The organism is Streptomyces sp. NPDC001770 (genome assembly GCF_053596135.1).
Genome location: NZ_JBSFFN010000008.1, coordinates 1 through 20227, shown reverse-complemented (window position 1 = coordinate 20227; position 20227 = coordinate 1). Strand labels below are relative to the sequence as shown.

The 20227-nt window shown below is 72.6% G+C and carries 10 protein-coding genes; 7 read left to right on the top strand and 3 right to left on the bottom strand.

The features are described from left to right. Window positions 1–15: 15 nt before the first annotated feature. Complete coding sequence (cobN, locus tag ACWCSV_RS09600) at window positions 16–3624, top strand: cobaltochelatase subunit CobN (protein WP_451140242.1); 3609 nt, start codon at window positions 16–18, stop codon at window positions 3622–3624. A gap of 21 nt (window positions 3625–3645) precedes the next feature. Here the strand turns inward: cobN and ACWCSV_RS09595 are convergent, their stop codons facing one another. After that, window positions 3646–4431, bottom strand: a complete 786-nt coding sequence (locus ACWCSV_RS09595) for a VOC family protein (RefSeq protein ID WP_451140240.1) — start codon at window positions 4429–4431, stop codon at window positions 3646–3648. A gap of 312 nt (window positions 4432–4743) precedes the next feature. On the opposite strand from ACWCSV_RS09595, the gene ACWCSV_RS09590 reads away from it, so the two are divergent. Together ACWCSV_RS09590 and ACWCSV_RS09585 are read left to right on the top strand one after the other, a co-directional pair. Continuing rightward, window positions 4744–5856 carry a hypothetical protein gene (locus tag ACWCSV_RS09590; RefSeq protein ID WP_451140238.1) on the top strand — a complete coding sequence of 371 codons (1113 nt, stop codon included), beginning with the start codon at window positions 4744–4746 and terminating at the stop codon, window positions 5854–5856. Between the two features lie 241 nt (window positions 5857–6097). Further along, window positions 6098–7621 (top strand): alpha/beta hydrolase, encoded by a 1524-nt coding sequence (locus ACWCSV_RS09585; RefSeq protein WP_451140236.1) that lies wholly within the window; start codon window positions 6098–6100, stop codon window positions 7619–7621. 18 nt (window positions 7622–7639) lie between these two features. Here ACWCSV_RS09585 and ACWCSV_RS09580 read toward each other — a convergent pair whose 3' ends face one another. Then, entirely contained in the window at window positions 7640–8167 is a 528-nt protein-coding gene (locus ACWCSV_RS09580) for a peptidylprolyl isomerase (RefSeq protein ID WP_451140234.1), read from the bottom strand. 230 nt (window positions 8168–8397) lie between these two features. Here ACWCSV_RS09580 and ACWCSV_RS09575 point away from each other — a divergent pair, with 230 nt between their 5' ends. Together ACWCSV_RS09575 and ACWCSV_RS09570 are read left to right on the top strand one after the other, a co-directional pair. Beyond that, complete coding sequence (locus tag ACWCSV_RS09575; protein WP_451140232.1) at window positions 8398–9885, top strand: glycoside hydrolase family 76 protein; 1488 nt, start codon at window positions 8398–8400, stop codon at window positions 9883–9885. 123 nt (window positions 9886–10008) lie between these two features. Beyond that, window positions 10009–10221: a DUF4287 domain-containing protein gene (locus tag ACWCSV_RS09570; protein ID WP_451140230.1), complete on the top strand. Its 213-nt coding sequence runs from the start codon at window positions 10009–10011 to the stop codon at window positions 10219–10221. 116 nt (window positions 10222–10337) lie between these two features. Here ACWCSV_RS09570 and ACWCSV_RS09565 read toward each other — a convergent pair whose 3' ends face one another. Further along, entirely contained in the window at window positions 10338–11075 is a 738-nt protein-coding gene (locus tag ACWCSV_RS09565; protein ID WP_451140228.1) for a hypothetical protein, read from the bottom strand. 472 nt (window positions 11076–11547) lie between these two features. On the opposite strand from ACWCSV_RS09565, the gene ACWCSV_RS09560 reads away from it, so the two are divergent. Together ACWCSV_RS09560 and ACWCSV_RS09555 are read left to right on the top strand one after the other, a co-directional pair. After that, window positions 11548–18432 (top strand): glycoside hydrolase domain-containing protein, encoded by a 6885-nt coding sequence (locus ACWCSV_RS09560; protein ID WP_451140226.1) that lies wholly within the window; start codon window positions 11548–11550, stop codon window positions 18430–18432. A gap of 306 nt (window positions 18433–18738) precedes the next feature. Further along, complete coding sequence (locus ACWCSV_RS09555) at window positions 18739–20082, top strand: ricin-type beta-trefoil lectin domain protein (protein WP_451140224.1); 1344 nt, start codon at window positions 18739–18741, stop codon at window positions 20080–20082. Window positions 20083–20227: the final 145 nt, after the last annotated feature.

Here is a 20227-nt window from a genome sequence, read left to right as displayed (position 1 = left end):
AAGGGCTGACTCGGCATGATCCTGCTCCTGTCGACCTCCGACACCGACCTGCTGAGCGCCCGCGCCTGCGAGGGCCCGGTCCGCTACCGCTACGCCAACCCCTCCCGGCTCCCGCTCGACCGGCTCCCGGCACTGCTCGACGGCGCCGGGCTCGTGGTGGTCCGCCTCCTCGGCGGGGTGCGTGCCTGGGAGGAGGGGCTCGACCAGGTCAGGGCCGCCGGCCTCCCGGTCGTCGTCCTCACCGGCGAGCAGGCTCCCGACGCCCAGCTGATGGCCGCGTCCACCGTCCCGATCGGCATCGCGGCCGAGGCCCACGCCTACCTCGCGCACGGCGGCCCGGAGAACCTCGGCCAGCTGGCCCGGTTCCTCTCCGACACCGTGCTGCTCACCGGCCACGGCTTCGAGCCGCCCGCCCCGGCCCCCGCCTGGGGCCCGCTGGAGCGGACCGCCCGCGAGCTTCCCGGGACCGCGCCCACGGTGGCGGTGCTCTACTACCGCGCCCACCACATGAGTGGCAACACCGCGTTCGTGGACGCGCTCTGCACTGCCGTGGAGGACGCCGGGGCCCGCGCGCTCCCGCTGTACGTGGCCTCGCTCCGTACCCCCGAACCCGGGCTGATCGACGCCCTGCGCGCGGCCGACGCGATCGTGACCACCGTCCTCGCGGCGGGCGGCACCCGTCCCGCCGAGGCGTCGGCGGGCGGCGACGACGAGTCCTGGGACGCGGGCGCCCTGACCGGGCTGGACGTACCGATCCTCCAGGCGCTCTGCCTGACCGGGTCGCGCGCCGCGTGGGAGGAGAACGACGAGGGCGTCTCCCCGCTGGACGCGGCCACCCAGATCGCGGTGCCGGAGTTCGACGGGCGCCTGATCACGGTGCCGTTCTCCTTCAAGGAGATCGACGCGGACGGCCTGCCCGCGTACGTCCCCGACCCCGAGCGCGCCGCCCGGGTCGCCGGGATCGCCGTCCGCCACGCCCGCCTGCGGCACATCCCGAACGCGGAGAAGCGGATCGCCCTGGTGCTCTCCGCGTACCCGACCAAGCACTCCCGCATCGGCAACGCGGTCGGCCTGGACACCCCCGCGAGCGCCGTCGCCCTGCTGCGCCGGCTGCGCGCCGAGGGGTACGACTTCGGGCCCGCGGACGGGATCCCGGGCCTGGTCTCCGGCGACGGCGACGAGCTGATCCACGCGCTGATCGAGGCGGGCGGCCACGACCAGGAGTGGCTGACCGAGGAGCAGCTGGCCGCCAACCCGGTCCGTATCCCGGCGGCCGACTACCGCCGCTGGTTCGCCACCCTCCCCGCCGAGCTGCGCACGGCGGTCGAGGAGCACTGGGGTCCGGCGCCCGGCGAGATGTTCGTGGACCGTTCGGCGAACCCGGAGGGCGACATCGTCCTCGCGGCGCTGCGGCGCGGCAATCTGCTGATCCTCATCCAGCCGCCGCGCGGCTTCGGTGAGAACCCGATCGCGATCTACCACGACCCCGACCTGCCGCCCTCGCACCACTACCTGGCCGCCTACCGCTGGATCGCCGCCACCGCCGAGGACGGCGGCTTCGGCGCCGACGCGATGATCCACCTCGGCAAGCACGGCAACCTGGAGTGGCTGCCCGGCAAGAACGCCGGGCTGTCCGCCGCCTGCGGACCGGACGCGGCCCTCGGCGACCTGCCGCTGGTCTACCCGTTCCTCGTCAACGACCCGGGCGAGGGCACCCAGGCCAAGCGCCGGGTGCACGCCACGCTCGTCGACCACCTGGTGCCGCCGATGGCCCGCGCCGACAGCTACGGCGACATCGCGCGCCTGGAACAACTCCTCGACGAGCACGCCCAGATCGCCGCGATGGACCCGGCGAAGCTGCCCGCGATCCGCGCCCAGATCTGGACGCTCATCCAGGCCGCGAAGCTCGACCACGACCTCGGGCTCGAAGACCGGCCCGAGGACGAGGGCTTCGACGAGTTCATCATGCATCTCGACGGCTGGCTCTGCGAGATCAAGGACGTCCAGATCCGCGACGGCCTGCACGTGCTGGGCAGTCCCCCGGCCGGGAACGACCGGGTCAACCTGGTCCTCGCGGTGCTTCGCGCCCGCCAGATCTGGGGCGGCACCGCGTCGCTCCCCGGGCTGCGCGAGGCGCTCGGCCTGGACGAGTCCGCCGCCACCCGCACCGCCGCCGACGAGATCGAGGAGCAGGCCCGCGCCCTGGTCCAGGCGATGGAGGACGCCGGATGGGACCCGTCCGCCGTCGCGGCCGTCGCCGCCGGCCTGGCGCCCGCCGTCGCCGACATCCTCGCCTTCGCCGCCACCGAGGTGGTGCCGCGCCTCGCCGCCACCACCGACGAACTCACCCACACCGTTCACGCGTTGAACGGTGGCTTCGTCCCTGCCGGGCCCTCCGGCTCGCCGCTGCGCGGGCTCGTCAACGTACTGCCGACCGGCCGGAACTTCTACTCCGTCGACCCGAAGGCCGTCCCCTCCAAGCTCGCCTGGGAGACCGGGCAGGCCCTCGCCGACTCGCTGCTGACCCGCTACCGCACCGACAACGGCGACTGGCCCTCCTCCGTCGGCCTCTCGCTCTGGGGCACCAGCGCGATGCGCACGGCGGGCGACGACATCGCCGAGGCGTTCGCGCTGCTCGGCATCCGCCCCGTATGGGACGACGCCTCGCGCCGCGTCACCGGACTGGAGCCCATCGCGTACGAGGAGTTGGGCCGCCCCCGCATCGATGTGACGCTCCGCATCTCCGGCTTCTTCCGGGACGCCTTCCCGCACACGGTGGGCCTGCTGGACGACGCCGTACGGCTCGCCGCCTCGCTCGACGAACCGGCCGAGCAGAACTACGTACGCGCCCACGCCCAGGCCGACCTCGCCGAGCACGGCGACGAACGCCGGGCCACCACCCGGATCTTCGGCTCGCGCCCGGGCACGTACGGCGCCGGGCTCCTCCAGCTCATCGACTCCCGCGACTGGCGCACCGATGCCGACCTCGCCGAGGTCTACACCGTGTGGGGCGGCTACGCCTACGGCCGCGAGCTCGACGGGCGCCCGGCGCGCGAGGAGATGGAGACCGCGTACCGGCGCATCGAGGTCGCCGCGAAGAACACCGACACCCGCGAGCACGACATCGCGGACTCGGACGACTACTTCCAGTACCACGGCGGCATGGTGGCGGCCGTGCGGGCGCTGAAGGGCACCGCGCCCGAGGCGTACATCGGCGACTCCACCCGCCCCGAGACGGTCCGCACCCGCACCCTGGTCGAGGAGACCTCGCGCGTCTTCCGCGCCCGCGTGGTCAACCCCCGCTGGATCGAGGCGATGCGCCGCCACGGCTACAAGGGTGCCTTCGAACTCGCCGCCACCGTGGACTACTTGTTCGGCTACGACGCCACGACCGGGGTCGTCGCCGACTGGATGTACGACAAGCTCACCCAGACGTACGTACTCGACCCGGAGAACCGGGAGTTCCTCCAGCAGGCCAACCCCTGGGCGCTGCACGGGATCGCCGAACGCCTCCTGGAGGCCGAGTCGCGCGGGATGTGGGCGAAGCCCGACCCGGCCGTCCTCGAAGCGCTGCGCCAGGTCTTCCTGGAGACGGAGGGCGAGCTGGAGGGCGGGGACGACTGAGCCGGGCGGCCCGCCGGGGTTCTACATCCGGGGGTCGGGCTTCAGCAGCGCGAACACCGCGCCGAAGGGGTCCGCGAGCCAGGCCATCCGGCCGACGTCGGACATGTCGGCGGCCGGCATCAGCACGGTCCCGCCGTGCGACCGGGTCGCCTCGACGGTGGCGTCGACGTCCACCACGTGGAAGTAGGGCACCCAGCGGGACTGTTCGCCGCCACTGCTGTCGTCCGCCGGAGCCGCCCCGCCGAAGGTGGTGTCCTGGAGATCGCCGTCCTCGGTGCTCAGCACCCGGTACGTCATCCCGGGCACCGGCATGTCCTGGGTCCGCCAGCCGAACAGGCCCTGGTAGAAGGCGATGTCCGCGACCGGGTCCGGAACGTGCAGCTCCACCCAGATCAGGCTGTTCGGCGCCGAGGCGAGCTCCAGCCCGGCCGTCCTGCCGGGCTGCCAGAGCGCGAAGTCGGCGCCCTGCGCGTCGGTGACCTGGGCCAGTGTCCCCTCGCCCATGACGTCCATGGGCTCCATCCGGACGCTCCCGCCGCCGTCCCTGACCGCCTGGACGGTCGCGTGGATGTCGTCGGTCCTGAAGTGGACCGTCCAGGCGGACGATGCCCCCTCCTCGGTGAGCGGGCCGAGGGCCGCGACGGTCTTCCCGTCGGTCCGGAAGAACCCGTACCCGCCGGTCTCGGGCCCGGCGGAGACGAACTCCCAGCCGAGGACGGCGTGGTAGAACGCGGCGGCGGCCCGGGTGTCGGGGCTGCCGAGGTCGAGCCAGTTGGGCGATCCGGTACGGAAGTCGGTGCCGAGCATGAGTTCTCCTGGGGGACGGGGCGGAAGGGACGGGCGGGACGGGGCGGAGGGGACGGGCGGGACGGGGCGGGACGGGGCGGACGGGACGGGCGGGGCGGGACGCGATGGGCGGGGAGGGGCGGAGCGAGCCGGGCTGAGGCCACGATGCCGATCCGGCCCGCCCGCGCCCGCGTCCGGCACCGGGGATCCGCCGGTTTCACCCGGACGCCGGAACCGCCCGCCCCACGCGCGCGCGTGCCCGCCCCCGTTCTCCCCGGCAGGGTTCCGCCGTTCGTCTTCCCGGCGTCACCCGGGCCGTGGACAATCGCGGCCATGGTGACGACGGGGGATACGTCCGCACGCCCGGGGCGCTCGATGGCCCGGCAGTTCCTCTCGGTGTCGGCGGTGCTCGTGCTGGGCGCCCTGGTCGGCGGCGCGCTGACCGCGCTGACCGTCGGCGTGATGCTGAAGGACGTGGCGCTCTTCTGCTTCGGCCTCGGTGGCCTGGTGGCAGGGGTGCTGCTGGTGGCCGTGCCCGCACGGGTACGGCGGTCGCGGACGCCCGTACCGGCGCCACGGGTCGCGCTCGCCCGGATCGAGCACCGGCGGGCCACCCACGGGGAGTTCGCCGACGTGCCGGTGCGGTTCGACCTCACGGTGGCGCCCGACGACGCCCCCGCGTACCGGGTGCACGTCCACGAGCAGATCAACCTGGCCGACCTGTCGGACTATCCCGAGGGCCGGGTCGTCGTGGTGACGTACGCGGCGGCGCAGCCCTGGGGGGTTGAGCTGGACCGGAGGCCCACGGAGGAGTGGGCGCGCCGGGCGGCGGACGCCCGTATCGACACCGCGCCCGAGCACACCCGGGTGAAGTCCGACGGGGCCGGCTGGTCCGGGTGCGTGGTGCTCCCGCTGGGCGTGCTCGCCGGGGCTGCCCTGGCCCTCCTCCCCTACTGGGGCGAGCTGGGAGAGCGCTTCGACGACCCGCCGTCCGCGCCTTCCGCCACCTCCACGGTGGTCCCGGGGGCGAGCGGCACGACCACCACCGTCACCACGGTCACCGGCTCCGCCTCCTCCGCGTCGACCCTGCGCCCCGGCGAGATGCGCCGCCTCGCGGACATCCTGGTCACGGGCATGGGCACCGAGCTGGGCACCCGGATCACCATCGAGGAGAAGGCGATGTCGGCCGTGGGCAGCAAGGGCCCGTCCACCGGCGGCGGTCTCCCGATGAGCTTGCGCGCCCTCCCGTACGAACTGCTCCCCGGGCTCGTGGACACCGCGCGTGCGGAGCTCGGTATCGACCACCCCGAGACCTGGCGGATCGACATCACGCCCGACGGCGGCAGCCCGGCCCCGGTCGTCCGGGTGACGGTCTCCGGGCGCGGGCGGAGCGCGTACCTGCTGGCCGACGCGGTGGGGCGGATCACCGAGCGGCACCCGGGCTGAACCGGGTGGCGCGGGGCTGTACCGGCCGTAGGCCTGGACCGGCCGCGCGGGGGATGTCCGGCCACGGTGGCTGAACCGGCCGCAGGGCTGTACCGGCCGTCCGGGGGATGTCCTGCCCCGGTCGGGTGATCCCGTGCGGGTGCGGGAACTCGGCCTCGTGTCACCGGAGTTGAGGAGGCAGGGGGCGCGCTCGGTGCGTGCGTGCTCCGGTCCGTGCGGTAGAAGGAGGCGGAGGCGGCCGATGACGGCTTTCCTGTTGGTGCCCGGCACGTTCACCGGGGGCTGGATCTGGGACCACGTGGCACAGGCGCTGGGCGAGGCGGGTGACACGGCTGTCCCGGTCACCCTCACCGGGCTGGGCGAGGGCGATGCGGCGGCCGGGTCCGGGACGAGCCTCGCCACCCACATCGACGATCTGGTGCGGATCGTCGACGCGATGCCCGCCGAGGAGACCGAGGTGGTTCTCGTCGGCCACGACTACGGCATCCTCCCCGTCCTCGGTGCGGCGGCCCTGCGCCCGGAGCGGGTCGCCCGGATCGTCAACGTGGACGCCGGACTGCCCCAGGACGGTGAACCGGCCCTCGTCATCGAACTGGACCCGGCGGTGCGCGAGCGGGCGGTGGCGGCGGTGACCGCTCCGCCCGAGGGGCCGGGCTCCGGCCTGGCAGCCCCGCCCTCCGCCGAGGAGTGGCGCGGCCGGCCGGGCGCCGCCGACCTGTCCGACGAGGCGGTGGAGCTGCTGGCGCGGCGGGCGGTCCCGCACCCGGCGGCCACGCTCGTCCAGCCACTGCCGCCGACCGGGGCCGCCGCCGCCCTCCCGTACACGGGCCTTCTCAGCACGAGGAACGGATCGACCATCGAACTGGTCGAATCCCTGGTCAAGATCGGTGAACCACGCGTCCAGGCGCTCACCCGGCCCGGCGTCACCCTCATCGAACTCCCCACCGGGCACTGGCCGATGCTCTCCGCCCCCGACGAACTCGCCGACGTGCTCCGGCGTGCGGCGGCCGGTGAGGGCCACCGTGTCGAGGCACCGGCGGCCGGACCGCCCCAGCACCTCGGGCCGTTCCTGCTGGACCTGCCCGAACGCGCGCGGGAGCGGCACGGCCGCGTCGACCTCTATCTCCCCGACGCCGAGGGCCCCCGCCCCGCGATCGTGTTCGTCCACGGCGGCCCGGTCGCGGCCGACGCCCGGCCCACGCCCCGCGACTGGCCCTCGTACGTCGGCTACGGCAGGTACGCCGCGGACCTGGGCCTGGTCGGCGCCGTGCTGGACCACCGCATGCACGGCCTCGGCGCCCTCGCCACCGCCGCCGGTGACCTCGCCGAGGTGGTCGAGCAGGTCCGCGCCGATCCGCGTGTCGACGCGGACCGGGTCGCCCTCTGGTTCTTCTCCGGGGGTGCGCTGCTCTCCGCCGAGTGGCTGGTCGCGCCCCCGGCCTGGCTGCGCTGCGTCGCGGCGACCTACCCGGTGCTCGCCCCGCTGCCGAGCTGGCCCCGGACGGCGGGGCGGTTCAACCCCGTGGAGGCCGTACGCGCCGCCGGGACGCTGCCCTTCGTGCTGAGCCGGGTGGAGAAGGAGCGGCCGGAGATCGACGCCACGGTCGAGGAGTTCCTCCTCGCGGCCAAGGGGACGGACCTCCGGCTGGAGGTGATCCCCGTCCCCGGCGCGCGCCACGGCTTCGAGGCGGTCGACCACACCGACCCGGCCCGCCGCGCGGTGGAGCGTGCCGCCCGCACGGTGCTGGGACACCTGGAGGGGTAGGCCGCGGACGTCAGGAGGTCAGCGGGTCTCGACGACGACCTGCTCGATGACCACGTCCTGCACCGGGCGGTCGTTGCGCGGGTTGGTCGACGCGGTTCCGATGGCGTCGACGACCTTCTTGCTCGCGTCGTTCGTGACCTCGCCGAAGATGGTGTGCTTGCCGGTGAGCCAGGTCGTCGGGGCGAGGGTGATGAAGAACTGCGATCCGTTGGTGCCCGGACCGGCGTTCGCCATGGCCAGCAGGTAGGGCTTGGTGAACGCCAGGTCGGGGTGGAACTCGTCGGCGAACTTGTAGCCCGGGCCGCCCGAGCCGTTGCCCAGGGGATCGCCGCCCTGGATCATGAAGCCCTCGATGACCCGGTGGAACACCGTCCCGTCGTACAGCGGGGCGTTGCTCGGCTGCGAGGTGTTCGGGTCGATCCACTCGCGCTCGCCCGTCGCGAGGTCCACGAAGTTGCGCACCGTCTTGGGCGCGTGGTTCGGCAGCAGCCGGACCTCGATGTCACCCTGGTTGGTCTTCAACGTCGCGTACAGCTCTTCCGCCATGACGATCCTTCGGTGTGCGTTTACGGGCCCGGCCAGTCTCGCGGCCCGGCGGGCGGGGCGCGGGCGGGGACGCGGCATGTCACCCGCACGAGTGGTCGGCACACACCAGTCCCACGCTCCTCCCGGGCGCCGGTCGTGCACGTGTATTGACATGGACCTGATAGTCCGGTCGGCTGATCGGGTCGGCCGACCGCCGGCGTGTCCCCCCACCACCCGCAAGGAGTTGTCGCATGCCTTACCCCCGCAGAGGCCGGCGCCCGGCCGTCCTCGCCCTCTTCGCGAGCCTGCTTCTCACCGCCCTCCCGGCAGCGACCGCACGGGCCGCCGAGTCCGCCTCCGGCGCCGAATCCTCGGCCGCCGCAGCCGAGGCGGCCATCTGCAACAAGCAGTGCGACGCCCGCGATCCCGCCACCGCGACCTCCGACCGGACGCCGGTGAGCAGCGCGCTGTACGGACGCAGCATCCGGCTGCACTTGTCCGACAACGATGTCATGGGCTGGGCCTCGATCGAGAACGGTTCGGCCGGGGACGAGGTCTGGATCGACCGCTCCTTCGACGGCGGCCGGAGCTGGGCCTCCGGGAGCAGGCTGGGCGCGACGGCCGTCCCCGCCGGATCGAGCGGCTGGCGCACCCAGATGTACAACGTCGACGACTGGAGCACCGCCGGCGTCGGAGCCCTGCGCGCCTGCGGCAAGGCCGGGGACCGTCCCGAGATCACCTGCACCGGCTGGGCGCGGGTGAACTGGAACGCCTGGAGCCGCTCCACCGCCGCCGCGACCGGGCTGATGATGTCGTACGACCGGGGCACCGGCCTGTTCGGCGGCAACGGCTGGTGGACCGCCGCCAACGCGCTCACCGCCGTGCTCGACAACGCGCGCCTCAGCGGCATGCCGAGCTACCGGTACGCCATCGCCTCCACCTACGACAAGAACATCAACGCCCAGGGCGGCAGCTTCCGCAACGACTACCTCGACGACACCGGCTGGTGGGGCCTGGCCTGGGTCGCCGCGTACGACGCGACGGGCGACAGCCGGTACCTCAACACGGCCCGTGCCGACGCCGATCACATGCAGGCGTACTGGAACGGAACCTGCGGCGGCGGGGTGTTGTGGAACCGGACGACGACGTACAAGAACGCCATCACCAACGAGCTCTTCCTCCAGCTCAACGCGGCACTGCACAACCGCATTTCCGGCGACACGGTCTACCTGGGCCGGGCGAAGGCCGAGTGGTCGTGGTTCCAGGGGAGCGGGATGATCAACGGCGACCACATGATCAACGACGGGCTCACCGACGCCTGCGCCAACAACGGCCAGCCCACCTGGACGTACAACCAGGGCGTGGTGCTCGGCGGTCTCACCGAGCTGTACCGGGCCACCGGTGACTCCGCGCTGCTCACCACCGCCCGCACCCTCGCCGGTGCGTCCACCGTCCGGCTCCAGACCGACGGCGTGCTGCGGGAGCCCGGCGAGGGTGACGACTGCACCGGCGACGGCCCGTCCTTCAAGGGGGCGTACGTACGCGGCCTCGGCAGGCTCGACACCCAGCTGAGCGACCACCCGTACGCGGCGACCCTCGACCGCTGGGCCGAAGCGGCCTACGCCAAGGACCGCAACGCGCTCGACCAGTACGGGCCGCACTGGAACGGAGGCTCGGGCAGCAGCGACTACGGCTGTCAGCAGAGCGTCCTCGATCTGCTCAACGCGGCCGGACAGTAAGGAGAAGCGCCCGCGCGGGTGTGCGGTACGGGGGCTCGCCCGTACCGCACATCCCAGGCAGCTGTGAGGCGGGTCACTCTCGCCGGCCGATGGTTTCCGGGCGGCCGAGGGGTCTGCCCCGGCATGACGAACTCCTCGAAGGGCCCCGCCAGTTACTTTCCCTCGATCGAGAAGACGTACGGCCGTCCGGTGGCGGAATGGAAGGAACTGATCCGCGCGTCCCCCCTGACCAAGCACATGGAGCTGGTCGCCTGGCTCAAGACCACCCACGGCCTCGGCCACGGCCACGCCAACGCACTGGTCGCCCACACCCGCGCGGAAGACGCCGTCAGCTGACGCTTCGCAGCGCGGGTGCGATGACCGGACCACGCCGATGCGCCGGATCCCCTCGGCGAGGACTCCCACGCAGAGCACCGCCGAGACCACCGAGGGCCCGGTCGCCGGGTGCCGGCCTACTCCTCGTCGGAGGGCGCGGGGGTGTCCCAGACGATGTAGTGGAACCGCATCCCGTCGGTCCCCCGGCCCAGCCACGCGACGGCCGCCAGATGGTTCGCGCTGGTTGGCATGCAGAACCACGTCCCCTCCAGGCCGGAGTTCATCTCCCCCGTGGGCTGCGGAAAGGCGCGGAGTACGTGGTCGCATACCTTCGGAGTGGCGCCCTCGGAAGGTTCGGCCACCCGACCGTTCAGAGCCGAGAACGAGCCGCCGCCGCTCCACGCCATGTCCGGGCTCTCCACCGAGGCTCCGACCGTGCCGTGTTCGAGGTCGGCGCTGTTCCCCTCGGCGAGCGTGAACTCCCCCGTCCTGAGGATCTTCGCCGAGCCCTGCGAGGGCGACGGCGAAGGGGGCGCCGTGGTGACGACGTCGCCGGCGGGCGTCTCGGCCGGGCCGGGGGTCTCCGACGTCCCGGGGGAGGCCGGCGATTCGGGCTCCGCCGAGTCCTGGGCCGCTGCCGACGGCGGCGCGAGCGGGTCGCGTGAGGCGTTGTTCCCCGCCTGGACGACCAGCGTGACGATCAGGCCGAGTACCGGCACCAGGATGCCGACGACCCACCAGGACCACTTGGGCGGCCCGTGATCGGGCCGCGGAGGCTCCGGCGGTGCGGGCCGCGGAGTCTCCTGCGGTGCGGGCCTCGGTGGCTGTGCGGGCATCGGCGGATGCGGGTGCGCCCCGCCCGGCTCGTGCGTCATGACGCCAAGTCCCCCGTATCCACTCGCGCGTCGGCGTCCGAAGAGGCTCACCGTACACAGCTGATCGCGTGCATGCCACGAATTCCTCCCGCGCGCGGTCCGGCCCCGGTTTCCCTGCCGCCCCCTGCCTCCCCCTGCTGTGCCACGTCCGGCCCCGCCCGTCCCCGCCCGTCCCCGCCCGTCCCCGCCCGTCCCCCGTCCGTCCCCGCGCGGGACCGGATGCTCCGGGTGCGCGCGCCGGGCGCGGTCACCTCCCCGGCGGGAATTGTTTGCCCCTCGTACGTTTTCTCCGTGTCTGATGGTGGACGGTCGTGAACACGGCAGAGATGATCGCGGTGTTCACTTCCGTCCTGCTGTTTCTGGGTTGCACGCCCGGTGTCGTGGGCTGACAACGTTGTCTTCTGGTGAGGCCGAACCGTGCGACGCAGTGCGACGCCTGAGAGGTTCCGTGTCCATCAGATCCCATCCCCCCTTGCCTCCCGCGATACGCGCGGGAGCGGCCCCCGCCGGTCGCCGGCCCCTGCGCGCGGCGGTCGCCGTCCTGCTCACCGGGGCGCTCGGCGCCGCCGCGCTGGCGGGTGGCGGCGTGGCCTTCGCCGCGCCCGGTGCGAGCACGTCCGCCGGTACGTCCGGCACCTCCGGAACGGACTGGACCGCGCTCGTCGACCCCTTCGTGTCGACCGCCGGTGACGACGGCAACGACCTGCCCGGCGCGCAGGCGCCGCACGGCCTGGCCAAGGTCAACCCGCTGACCACGCCGAACCGGAACCACCCCGGGTACGACTACAACGAGGACCACATCGCCGGGTTCACCGCGACCGACCTCGACGGCGTCGGCGGCTCGGGCGGCGGTGGCGACCTGCTCGTCGTGCCGACCTCGGTGCGGTACGACAGCCGCCCCGCGACGAGCACGTACGCCCACGGGTACAGCCACGACGACGAGTCCGCGAGCCCCGGCTCGTACAAGGTGGGGCTCGGGGCCCTCTCCGGTACGGCCTCCTCCGTGCAGCAGGGGCCGGGCACCATCGAGGCCGAGATGGCCGCGACCACGCGCACGGCGCTGGAGCGGTACAGCTTCCCTGCGGGTTCGCAGCCCGAGCTCGTCCTCGACCTGGCGAACAACTTCACCAGCCGTACCCGTTCGACCCTGAAGGCGACGGAGCTCCCGGACGGGACCACGTCGATCACCGGGCTCATCGCGGGTTCGTTCAACGGCGCCTCGTACCAGATGTATTACGCCGCCACCACGAACGTCCCCGTGACCTCGCTGAAGAGCTGGGGCGGTGACGGCAAGCTGAGCGACGCGACCGAGCGGGACGGGACGGACACCGGCGCGGTGCTCGGCTTCGACGCGTCCCACGGGGACGACATCGAACTGCGCGTCACGCTCTCGCCGATCAGCGCCGAACAGGCCGTGACCGACCAGGCGGCCGAGGTCGGCGGCCTCACCTTCGACCAGGCGCGCGAGCGGACCAAGGCGGCCTGGAACAGCGCCCTCGGCGCGGTCGCCGTGAAGGCCTCCGCCACGTCCGACCCCGGGTCGACGCTGACCAGGGAGTTCTACACCCACCTGTACCGGATGTACGCGCTGCCGGTGAACGCCACCAGCACCAGCGGTACGTACCGCGGCGCCGACGGGGCGGTGCACAAGGCCAACGGCTTCACGTACTACGACGGTTGGTCCACCTGGGACGACTTCCGCAAGTACTCCGTCGAGGCGTACATCGACCCGGCCACCTACCGGGACATGGTGCAGTCGCTGATCGAGCTCTTCGCCGACACCCGCACCACCGGCAAGAGCCTCGGCAGCCTCACCCACTCGGTGCCGACCGTGCGCTGGGAGCGCTCGGCGGTGCTGGTCGCCGACGCGCTGTCGAAGGGGTTCAAGAACTTCGACCGGCTCGACGAGGCGTACCCGGCGCTGATGGCGTACGCCGGGTACTACACGGGCGCGCAGCTGCGGCAGGGGTACGTCGCCGGTGACCCCGGTACGACCGTGCAGCGCGGCTACGACCAGTGGGCGCTCTCCGTCATCGCCGGCGCGCTCGGCAGGACCGACGACGCGGTGAAGCTGCGCGAGCAGTCGACCATGGCGATCGACAACCTGGTGAAGTCCGGTGTCTGGAAGGCGCCCGACGGCACCCAGGTCGGCCTGCTCACCCCGCGCGCGGCGAGCGGTGACTGGCAGGCGGCCGACTACGAGAAGTTCGAGGAGGCCGGTCTCTACCAGGGCACGCTCTGGCAGTACCACTGGTACGACGCGTACGACATGGGCGGCCTCATCGAGGCCATGGGCGGCGACAAGGCCGGCAAGGCCGCCGTCGAGCACATGTTCGGCGAGGACTCCTCCGCCGACGACGGCTCGACCATGCTGCACTCCAACGCCAACGAGATCGACCTGCAGGCCCCGTACCTCTTCAACTACGTCGGCGAGCCCAGCCTGACGCAGAAGTGGGTGCGCTCCATCTACACCGGCACCACCTGGAACCGGTACATCGCGACCGGCTCCACCAACGAAGCCCCCAGCGGTGGCGGCCAGTTCACCCCGCCGGTGAAGACGCAGGTCTACAAGCTCTCCCCGAACGGCTTCCTGCCGACCATGGACAACGACGCGGGCACCATGTCGACCATGTTCGTCGGTGCCGCCCTGGGCCTGTTCCCGGTGACCGCCGGGTCCAGCCAGTTCCAGATCGGCAGCCCGTTCTTCGACTCGACGACGATCACCTACGCCAACGGCGCCACGTTCACCGTGAAGGCGAACGGCGTCTCGCCGAGCGACTACTACGTGCAGAGCGCCAAGCTCAACGGCAAGAAGTTCGACAACACCTGGCTGGACTACGCGCAGATCATCGCCGGCGGCACCCTCGACTTCACCATGGGCGCCAAGCCCTCCACGTGGGGCGCCGCCACGAAGCCCGCGTACTCGCTGAACACCGACACCGGTGACACCGGTTCCGGCACGGCCCCGGGCAAGGGTGACACCGTCGTCTCCGCCAAGCCGGCCACCCTCGCCACCAAGGCCGACGGCACCGTCGACGGCAGCGTGCGGCTCACCCTCTCCGGACCGGCCACCTTCGCCGCCCGCAAGGGCACCAGCCTGACCACGTCCGGGGCGGCCACCGTCACCGGACTGCCCGGCGGGGTCACCGCCGACCTCCGGGTCGTGGACGCGCACACCGCGACCGTCTCCCTCAAGGGCAGCACCGAGGTCGACGCGCACTTCGGCATCACCTTCCAGGACGCGGCGTTCGCCCACGGCGGGGAGGCGTCCACGGTGCGCGGTACCGGGATCTCCCCGACCGACCCGCTCACCGTCTCCGCCGCCGCGGTGCACCGTACGACCCTGGGCGCACTCGTCGCCCAGGCGTCCCCGGTGCGCGCCGGCAACTACTCGGACGGCTCCTGGAGCCTCTTCCGGTCGGCGCTGGAGCGCGCGCGGACCGTCCTCGCGGACTCCGCGTCCACGACCGGCACGCTCATGGCCGCCGAGGACGCGCTGCGGTCCGCCGTCGCCACCCTCACCATCGACGAGGGCGGCTACGCGGTCCTCCAGGCCGAGTCCCCCGACGAGAAGGAGGGCCCGAGCCTCGTCAGCGAGCGCAACAACTCGGACGGCAACCTCGGCGGCGTCTCCGAGGGCTCGTGGGAGCGCTACTCCAAGCTGGACTTCGGCGGTGTCGCCCCGCGCGGCATCTCGGTGCGCTACGCCAACTCCCAGGCCACCAGCGCCAAGCCGAGCAGCGTCGACGTCCACGCGGGCGGAGCCGACGGCCCGGTCGTCGCCACCGCCCAGCTTCCCGGAACCGGCGGCTGGCAGTACTGGACCACGGTCCAGGCGACCGTCACCGACCCGGATGCCCTGCTGACCGCGGAGAGCGCGACCTTCGTGTTCCACGCCCCGGCCGGACAGCAGTGGGTGTCGAACTTCGACTGGTACCAGTTCTCACCGTACCCGGCCGCCGCGTCCTCCTCGACCACCCTGGCCACGCTGACCGCGGCCAACGCCACGTCGACCGGCGGTGGTTCGCTTCCCCTCAAGACGTCCGGGGGCATCTTCGAGAACACGACGAACGGCGCCTGGGCCGCGTGGAAGGCCACCGGCCTCGGCACCGGCGCGGACACCGTCGCCGTCAGTTACGACAAACCGCAGACGCGCGCCGCGTCCGACTCGCACATCGAGCTGCACCTCGGCTCGGCGGACGGCCCGAAGGCCGCCGACATCCCGCTCGCCTACACCGGTTCGGGCTGGGGCACCCTCGCCACCACCACCGTCCGCCTCGACCCGGCCGTCTTCAAGGGCGTCCAGGACGTCTACGCGGTCTTCGCCTCCAGCACCCAGACGTCCGCCCAGCCCTACGTCGCCAACGTCTACGCGATGACCCTGGCGCAGGACGCCGCCGCCCCCGTGGCGGTCGACGCCACCGCCTTCCGCTCGAACAGCGGCGGCGGCCTCAAGAGCGAGCCGGTCTCCTGGAGCGGCGCGGGGTCCACCACGGACCTCGGCGGCACCTACGACGGAGCCTGGCTCGACTACGGGGACATCACGTTCGGCGCCTCGGCGAAGAACACCGTCACCGTCACCTACGCCAACAACTCCGCCCGCTGCGGCACCGGTTCGGCCATCCAGATCCATCTGGACGCCTTCGACCCGGCCGCCCCCGGGACCCCGTACGCCACCGTCCCGCTGCCCGTCACCGGGAGCGCCTGGTCGTCCGGCGGTACGACGAGCCTCACGCTGCCCGAGGGCATCACCGGCACCCACGACCTCCACCTGCGCCTGGTGACCACCGCGGACTCCGCGCACCCGTACGTGGCGAACCTGGGCCGGATCACCTTCGACCACGTCGACGCCCCCGCCGCGACGGATCCGTCCGCGCTGCGCGAGGCGATCGAGCGGTACGAGGGCCTCGCGGAGCACTCCGACCGGTACGACGCGATCGACTTCGGGGTGTACACGCGTGAACTCGACGCCGCACGCGCCCTGCTGGACGCCGGCGACGCGACCCAGCTCGAAGTCGACACCCGCACCCGCAGCCTCACCCTCGCCGCGAGCCAGCTGATCCCGCTCGCGCGGCTCACCCTGGAGGAGCTGGTCGAGACCGCCTCGGCCCTGGAGAACACCCGCTACACCGAATCCTCCTGGAAGGCGTTCACCACCGCACTCACCGCCGCGAAGACGGCCGCGGCCGACGGCACGGCCACGGACGCGACGCTCACCGCCCGGTACGACGCCCTCCGGCACGCCGTCTCGGCGCTCACCACCAAGCCCAGGTCGGCGCCGCTCGCGCCCGACGCGGTCTCGGCGAGCCCGTCCGGCACCAGCGTCACCGTCGCCTGGTCCGCCCCCGCGGACGACGGTGGCTCGCCGGTCACCGGCTGGACCGTCACGCTCGACGACGGCCACCAGGTCCGGATCGCCGACCCGGACAGCCGGAGCACCACCTTCACCGGGCTGCGGTCCGGCCGCTCGTTCACCGCGCGGGTCCGCGCGGTGAACGCGTACGGCACCTCGCGCGCCGGCGCCGCCACGGCGCCCGTGGTGACCGCGGGCGGCAAGCCGCAGCAGCCCACCGTGACCGGCGTGGTCACCCGCGGCAAGCACACCCGGGTGACCTGGAGCCCCGCCGCCGACGGCGGATTCCCGGTCGTCGGTTACACCGTCCGCCTGGGCGACGGCACCACCGCGCACGTCTCCGCCACGGCGGACACCGCGCTGCTCACCACCGGCGGCAAGGCGAAGGCGCAGACCGCCACGGTGACCGCGGTGACCCTGGCCGGCACCTCCGCCGACCAGGCCGCGGTTCCGCCCGCTCCGGCGACCGCCGCGTACGAGCCGTCCGCCTTCCCGGCGGCCACGCTCGACGCGAGCTATCCCTCGGACGAGTGGCCGACGACCGGCGACGGAAGCGATTACTTCCGCGACCTGCTCGACGGCTTCGCCGACCTCTCCACCGACATCCGCGGCGCCAACGCCAAGGTGCCCGCCGGCACCCCGCTCACCGCCGAGAACGACACGATCGCCGTCTCCATCAACAACGCGGCGACCCAGAAGGAGGTGGACCGCGCCGAGGTCGACGCGACGCACAGCGCCACCGTCACCATGGCCGACGGCCTCGGCTCCCGGCTCGGCACGATCTACGCCGACGCCCTGAACGACGGCCGACTGCCCAAGACCAGCGCCCTGTTCTCCCGCGTCTCCTCGCAACTCGACCGGGTGGACGCGACGAAGAACTACTACGCCTACCAACGCCCGTACGTCCGGCTCGGGTTCGTCGGCGACGGTGGCCGGGTCTACGAGTCGCAGGACGGCTCGTACAGCGGCCTCTCCACCAGCGGTTCGTACCCCAGCGGCCACACCTACGGCGGCTACGAAGCCGGGACCGTTCTCGCCACCCTCCTGCCGGAGCTGGCGCCGTCGATCCTCGCCCGCACCTCGGAGTACGGCAACAACCGGGTCATCCTCGGGTTCCACTACCCGCTGGACGTCATGGGCGGCCGGATGAGCGCCCAGGCCACAGTCGCCCACCGCTGGGCGGACCCCGCCTTCGAGGAGCTGCTCGCCCAGGCCCACACCGAGATCGAGAACGTGCTGCTCGCCCGTTGCGAGGAGGAGGGATACGGCAGCACCCTCGCGGCCTGCGAGGGCGACGCGTACGCCGGTCTGAGCACCGGCCAGCAGGTCGACGTGTACACGCGCCGCCTGAGCTACGGCTTCTCCCAGGTCGGCGAGTCCGGCCAGGCGCTCCACGCACCCGCCGACGCGGCGGCCCTGCTGATCACGGCCTTCCCGGACCTCACCGCCGAGCAGCGCACGCAGATCATCGAGCAGACCGCCACGGACTCCGGCTACCCGCTCGACCTCACCGGGAGCGGCGGGGAGAGCTGGGAGCGGATCAACCTGGCCGCCGCGATGGCCGCGCGGGTGGTCGTCGGCGCGGACGGTTCGGTCACCGTGACCAACTTCGCCGACGCCACCAAGGCGGCGATCGCCGACGCGAGCGCGATCACGGTCGGCGGGGTGGCGATCGACGGGTTCGACCCGGCGGTCTCCACCTACGTGGTGGACGTGGAGAAGAACGCGAAGACCCCCGCCGTCACCGCCGTACCGGCCCAGCCCGGTGCGAAGGTGAAGGTCACCGAGGGCAGCAGGATCCTCTCGTCCTCCGGCTCCGGCTCCAGGTTCACCACCCGCACCATCAAGGTGACCTCGGCCGACGGAGCGGTCACCCGGACCTACACGGTCGGGCTGCGGTCCACCGACCGCGACCCGGACCGATCCGGGTCCTCCGGCTCGCACGGCGGCTGGTCGCCGTCCACGGACTGGTCGGAGCCGCTGCGCCTGCCCGGTCTGCGGTAGCCGGCCGAACGTCTCCGTCGAACCGTTGGCGGGGGCACGCGGTCCCTTCGTACGGCCCTTCCGGAGAACCTCCGCGGTTCTCCGGAAGGGCCGATCGCTTTCCCGGGACGGTAGCCGTGCGATCGGGGTCTCCCTTCAACCTGTGAAGGCGAATGCACCCGAAGGAGAACGTGTCAGGTGTCTTGTCGAATGCAGGACCCACCGACAAGCTGTGTTCATGACATCTCAGGTCTATACCTGGTGATGCCCCGTCAGGGTTGCCCGAGCGGCCATGCGAAGGCACGCTTCTCCCCGGAGGTCGGACATATGCGCTTGAACTGGGCAAAATCGCGACGCGGCGGGTGGGCCAAAGCGCTCAGGCTGCTCCCCGTCGTCGCGGTCACGGCGGCGTTCACCGTCGGCGGCACGGCGACCGCGGAGGCGTCCGTACCGGCGCCGCCGTCGGGCTTCACCCTCACCTGGAGCGACGACTTCAACGGCGCGTCCGGCACCGGCATCGACCAGGGCCTGTGGAAGTACGACACCGGGCCGGGCAGCAGCTTCGGCACCGGTGAGATCGAGACCATGACCAACAGCACGTCGAACGTCTACTACGACGGCCAGAGCCACCTGGTCCTCCAGGCACTGCACTCCGGCTCCGACCCGAGGGCCGGATGGACCTCCGGCCGTGTGGAGACCCAGGCCGCCACCTTCGGCGCCCCGGCAGGCGGAGTCGTACGCATGGAGTCCGTCCTCCAGCAGCCCAACGTGACCACCGCCAACGGGGCGGGCTACTGGCCGGCGTTCTGGATGCTCGGCGCCCCGCTGCGCTCCGGTGTCACCTGGCCGAAGTCCGGCGAGGTCGACATCATGGAGGACATCAACGGCCGCAGCTCCGACTTCTCCACCATCCACTGCGGCGTCAACCCCGGTGGCCCGTGCGGCGAGTCGACCGGCATCGGCTCCGGCGAGCGCGCCTGTTCCGGCTGCCAGACCGGCTTCCACGACTACGCGGTGGAGATCGACCGCTCGGTCTCGCCCGAGCAGGTCCGCTTCTACCTCGACGGGAACAACTTCTTCACCGTCAAGGCCAACCAGGTCGACGCGACGACCTGGGCCGACGCGATCGACCACCCCTTCTTCATCATCTACGACCTGGCGATCGGCGGCGGCTTCCCGGACGCCTTCGGAGGCGGCCCCAACGCGGCCACGGTCTCGGGCGGCAAGCTGATCATCGACTCGGTGGCCGTGTACAACAAGGCGCCCGGTTCGGGCGGCGGCACCACGGGCGGTTCGACGATCGTCGGCCCTGGCGGCAAGTGCGTGGACGTCGCCGGCGACGACACGGGCGGCGACGGCACCGCGGTCCAGCTCTGGGACTGCCAGGCGGCGGCCAAGGACCAGCACTGGACCTGGAGCGGCCAGACCCTCCAGACCCTCGGAAGGTGCCTCGACATCGCCGGCGGCAACAGCGCGGCCGGCACGAAGCTCCAGCTCGCCACCTGCAACACCGGCGGCTACCAGTCCTGGGTGAAGCAGTCCGACGGCTCCCTGAAGAACCCGACCAGCGGCCGCTGCATCGACTCCCCGAGCGGCGCCACCGCCAACGGCACCCGGCTCCAGATCTGGGACTGCAACAGCTCCGCCGCGCAGAAGTTCGCGGTGGGGTAGCACGGCCCGGTAGTACGGACCGGTACGGCGATGGGCCCCGCAGCAAGCGCGCTGCCCACCCTGGCCCGTACCGGCGTCGGCGAGATCGTCGTCGCCAACCGGACCCGGGCCCGCGCCGACCGCCTGGTGGAGATCCTCGGCCAGG

Bases quoted from the DNA above. Each gene is read 5' to 3' on its own strand.
- cobN (WP_451140242.1), top strand. From the start codon at position 16: ATGATCCTGCTCCTGTCGACCTCCGACACCGACCTGCTGAGCGCCCGC.
- ACWCSV_RS09595 (WP_451140240.1), bottom strand. From the start codon at position 4,431: ATGCTCGGCACCGACTTCCGTACCGGATCGCCCAACTGGCTCGACCTC.
- ACWCSV_RS09590 (WP_451140238.1), top strand. From the start codon at position 4,744: ATGGTGACGACGGGGGATACGTCCGCACGCCCGGGGCGCTCGATGGCC.
- ACWCSV_RS09585 (WP_451140236.1), top strand. From the start codon at position 6,098: ATGACGGCTTTCCTGTTGGTGCCCGGCACGTTCACCGGGGGCTGGATC.
- ACWCSV_RS09580 (WP_451140234.1), bottom strand. From the start codon at position 8,167: ATGGCGGAAGAGCTGTACGCGACGTTGAAGACCAACCAGGGTGACATC.
- ACWCSV_RS09575 (WP_451140232.1), top strand. From the start codon at position 8,398: ATGCCTTACCCCCGCAGAGGCCGGCGCCCGGCCGTCCTCGCCCTCTTC.
- ACWCSV_RS09570 (WP_451140230.1), top strand. From the start codon at position 10,009: ATGACGAACTCCTCGAAGGGCCCCGCCAGTTACTTTCCCTCGATCGAG.
- ACWCSV_RS09565 (WP_451140228.1), bottom strand. From the start codon at position 11,075: ATGACGCACGAGCCGGGCGGGGCGCACCCGCATCCGCCGATGCCCGCA.
- ACWCSV_RS09555 (WP_451140224.1), top strand. From the start codon at position 18,739: ATGCGCTTGAACTGGGCAAAATCGCGACGCGGCGGGTGGGCCAAAGCG.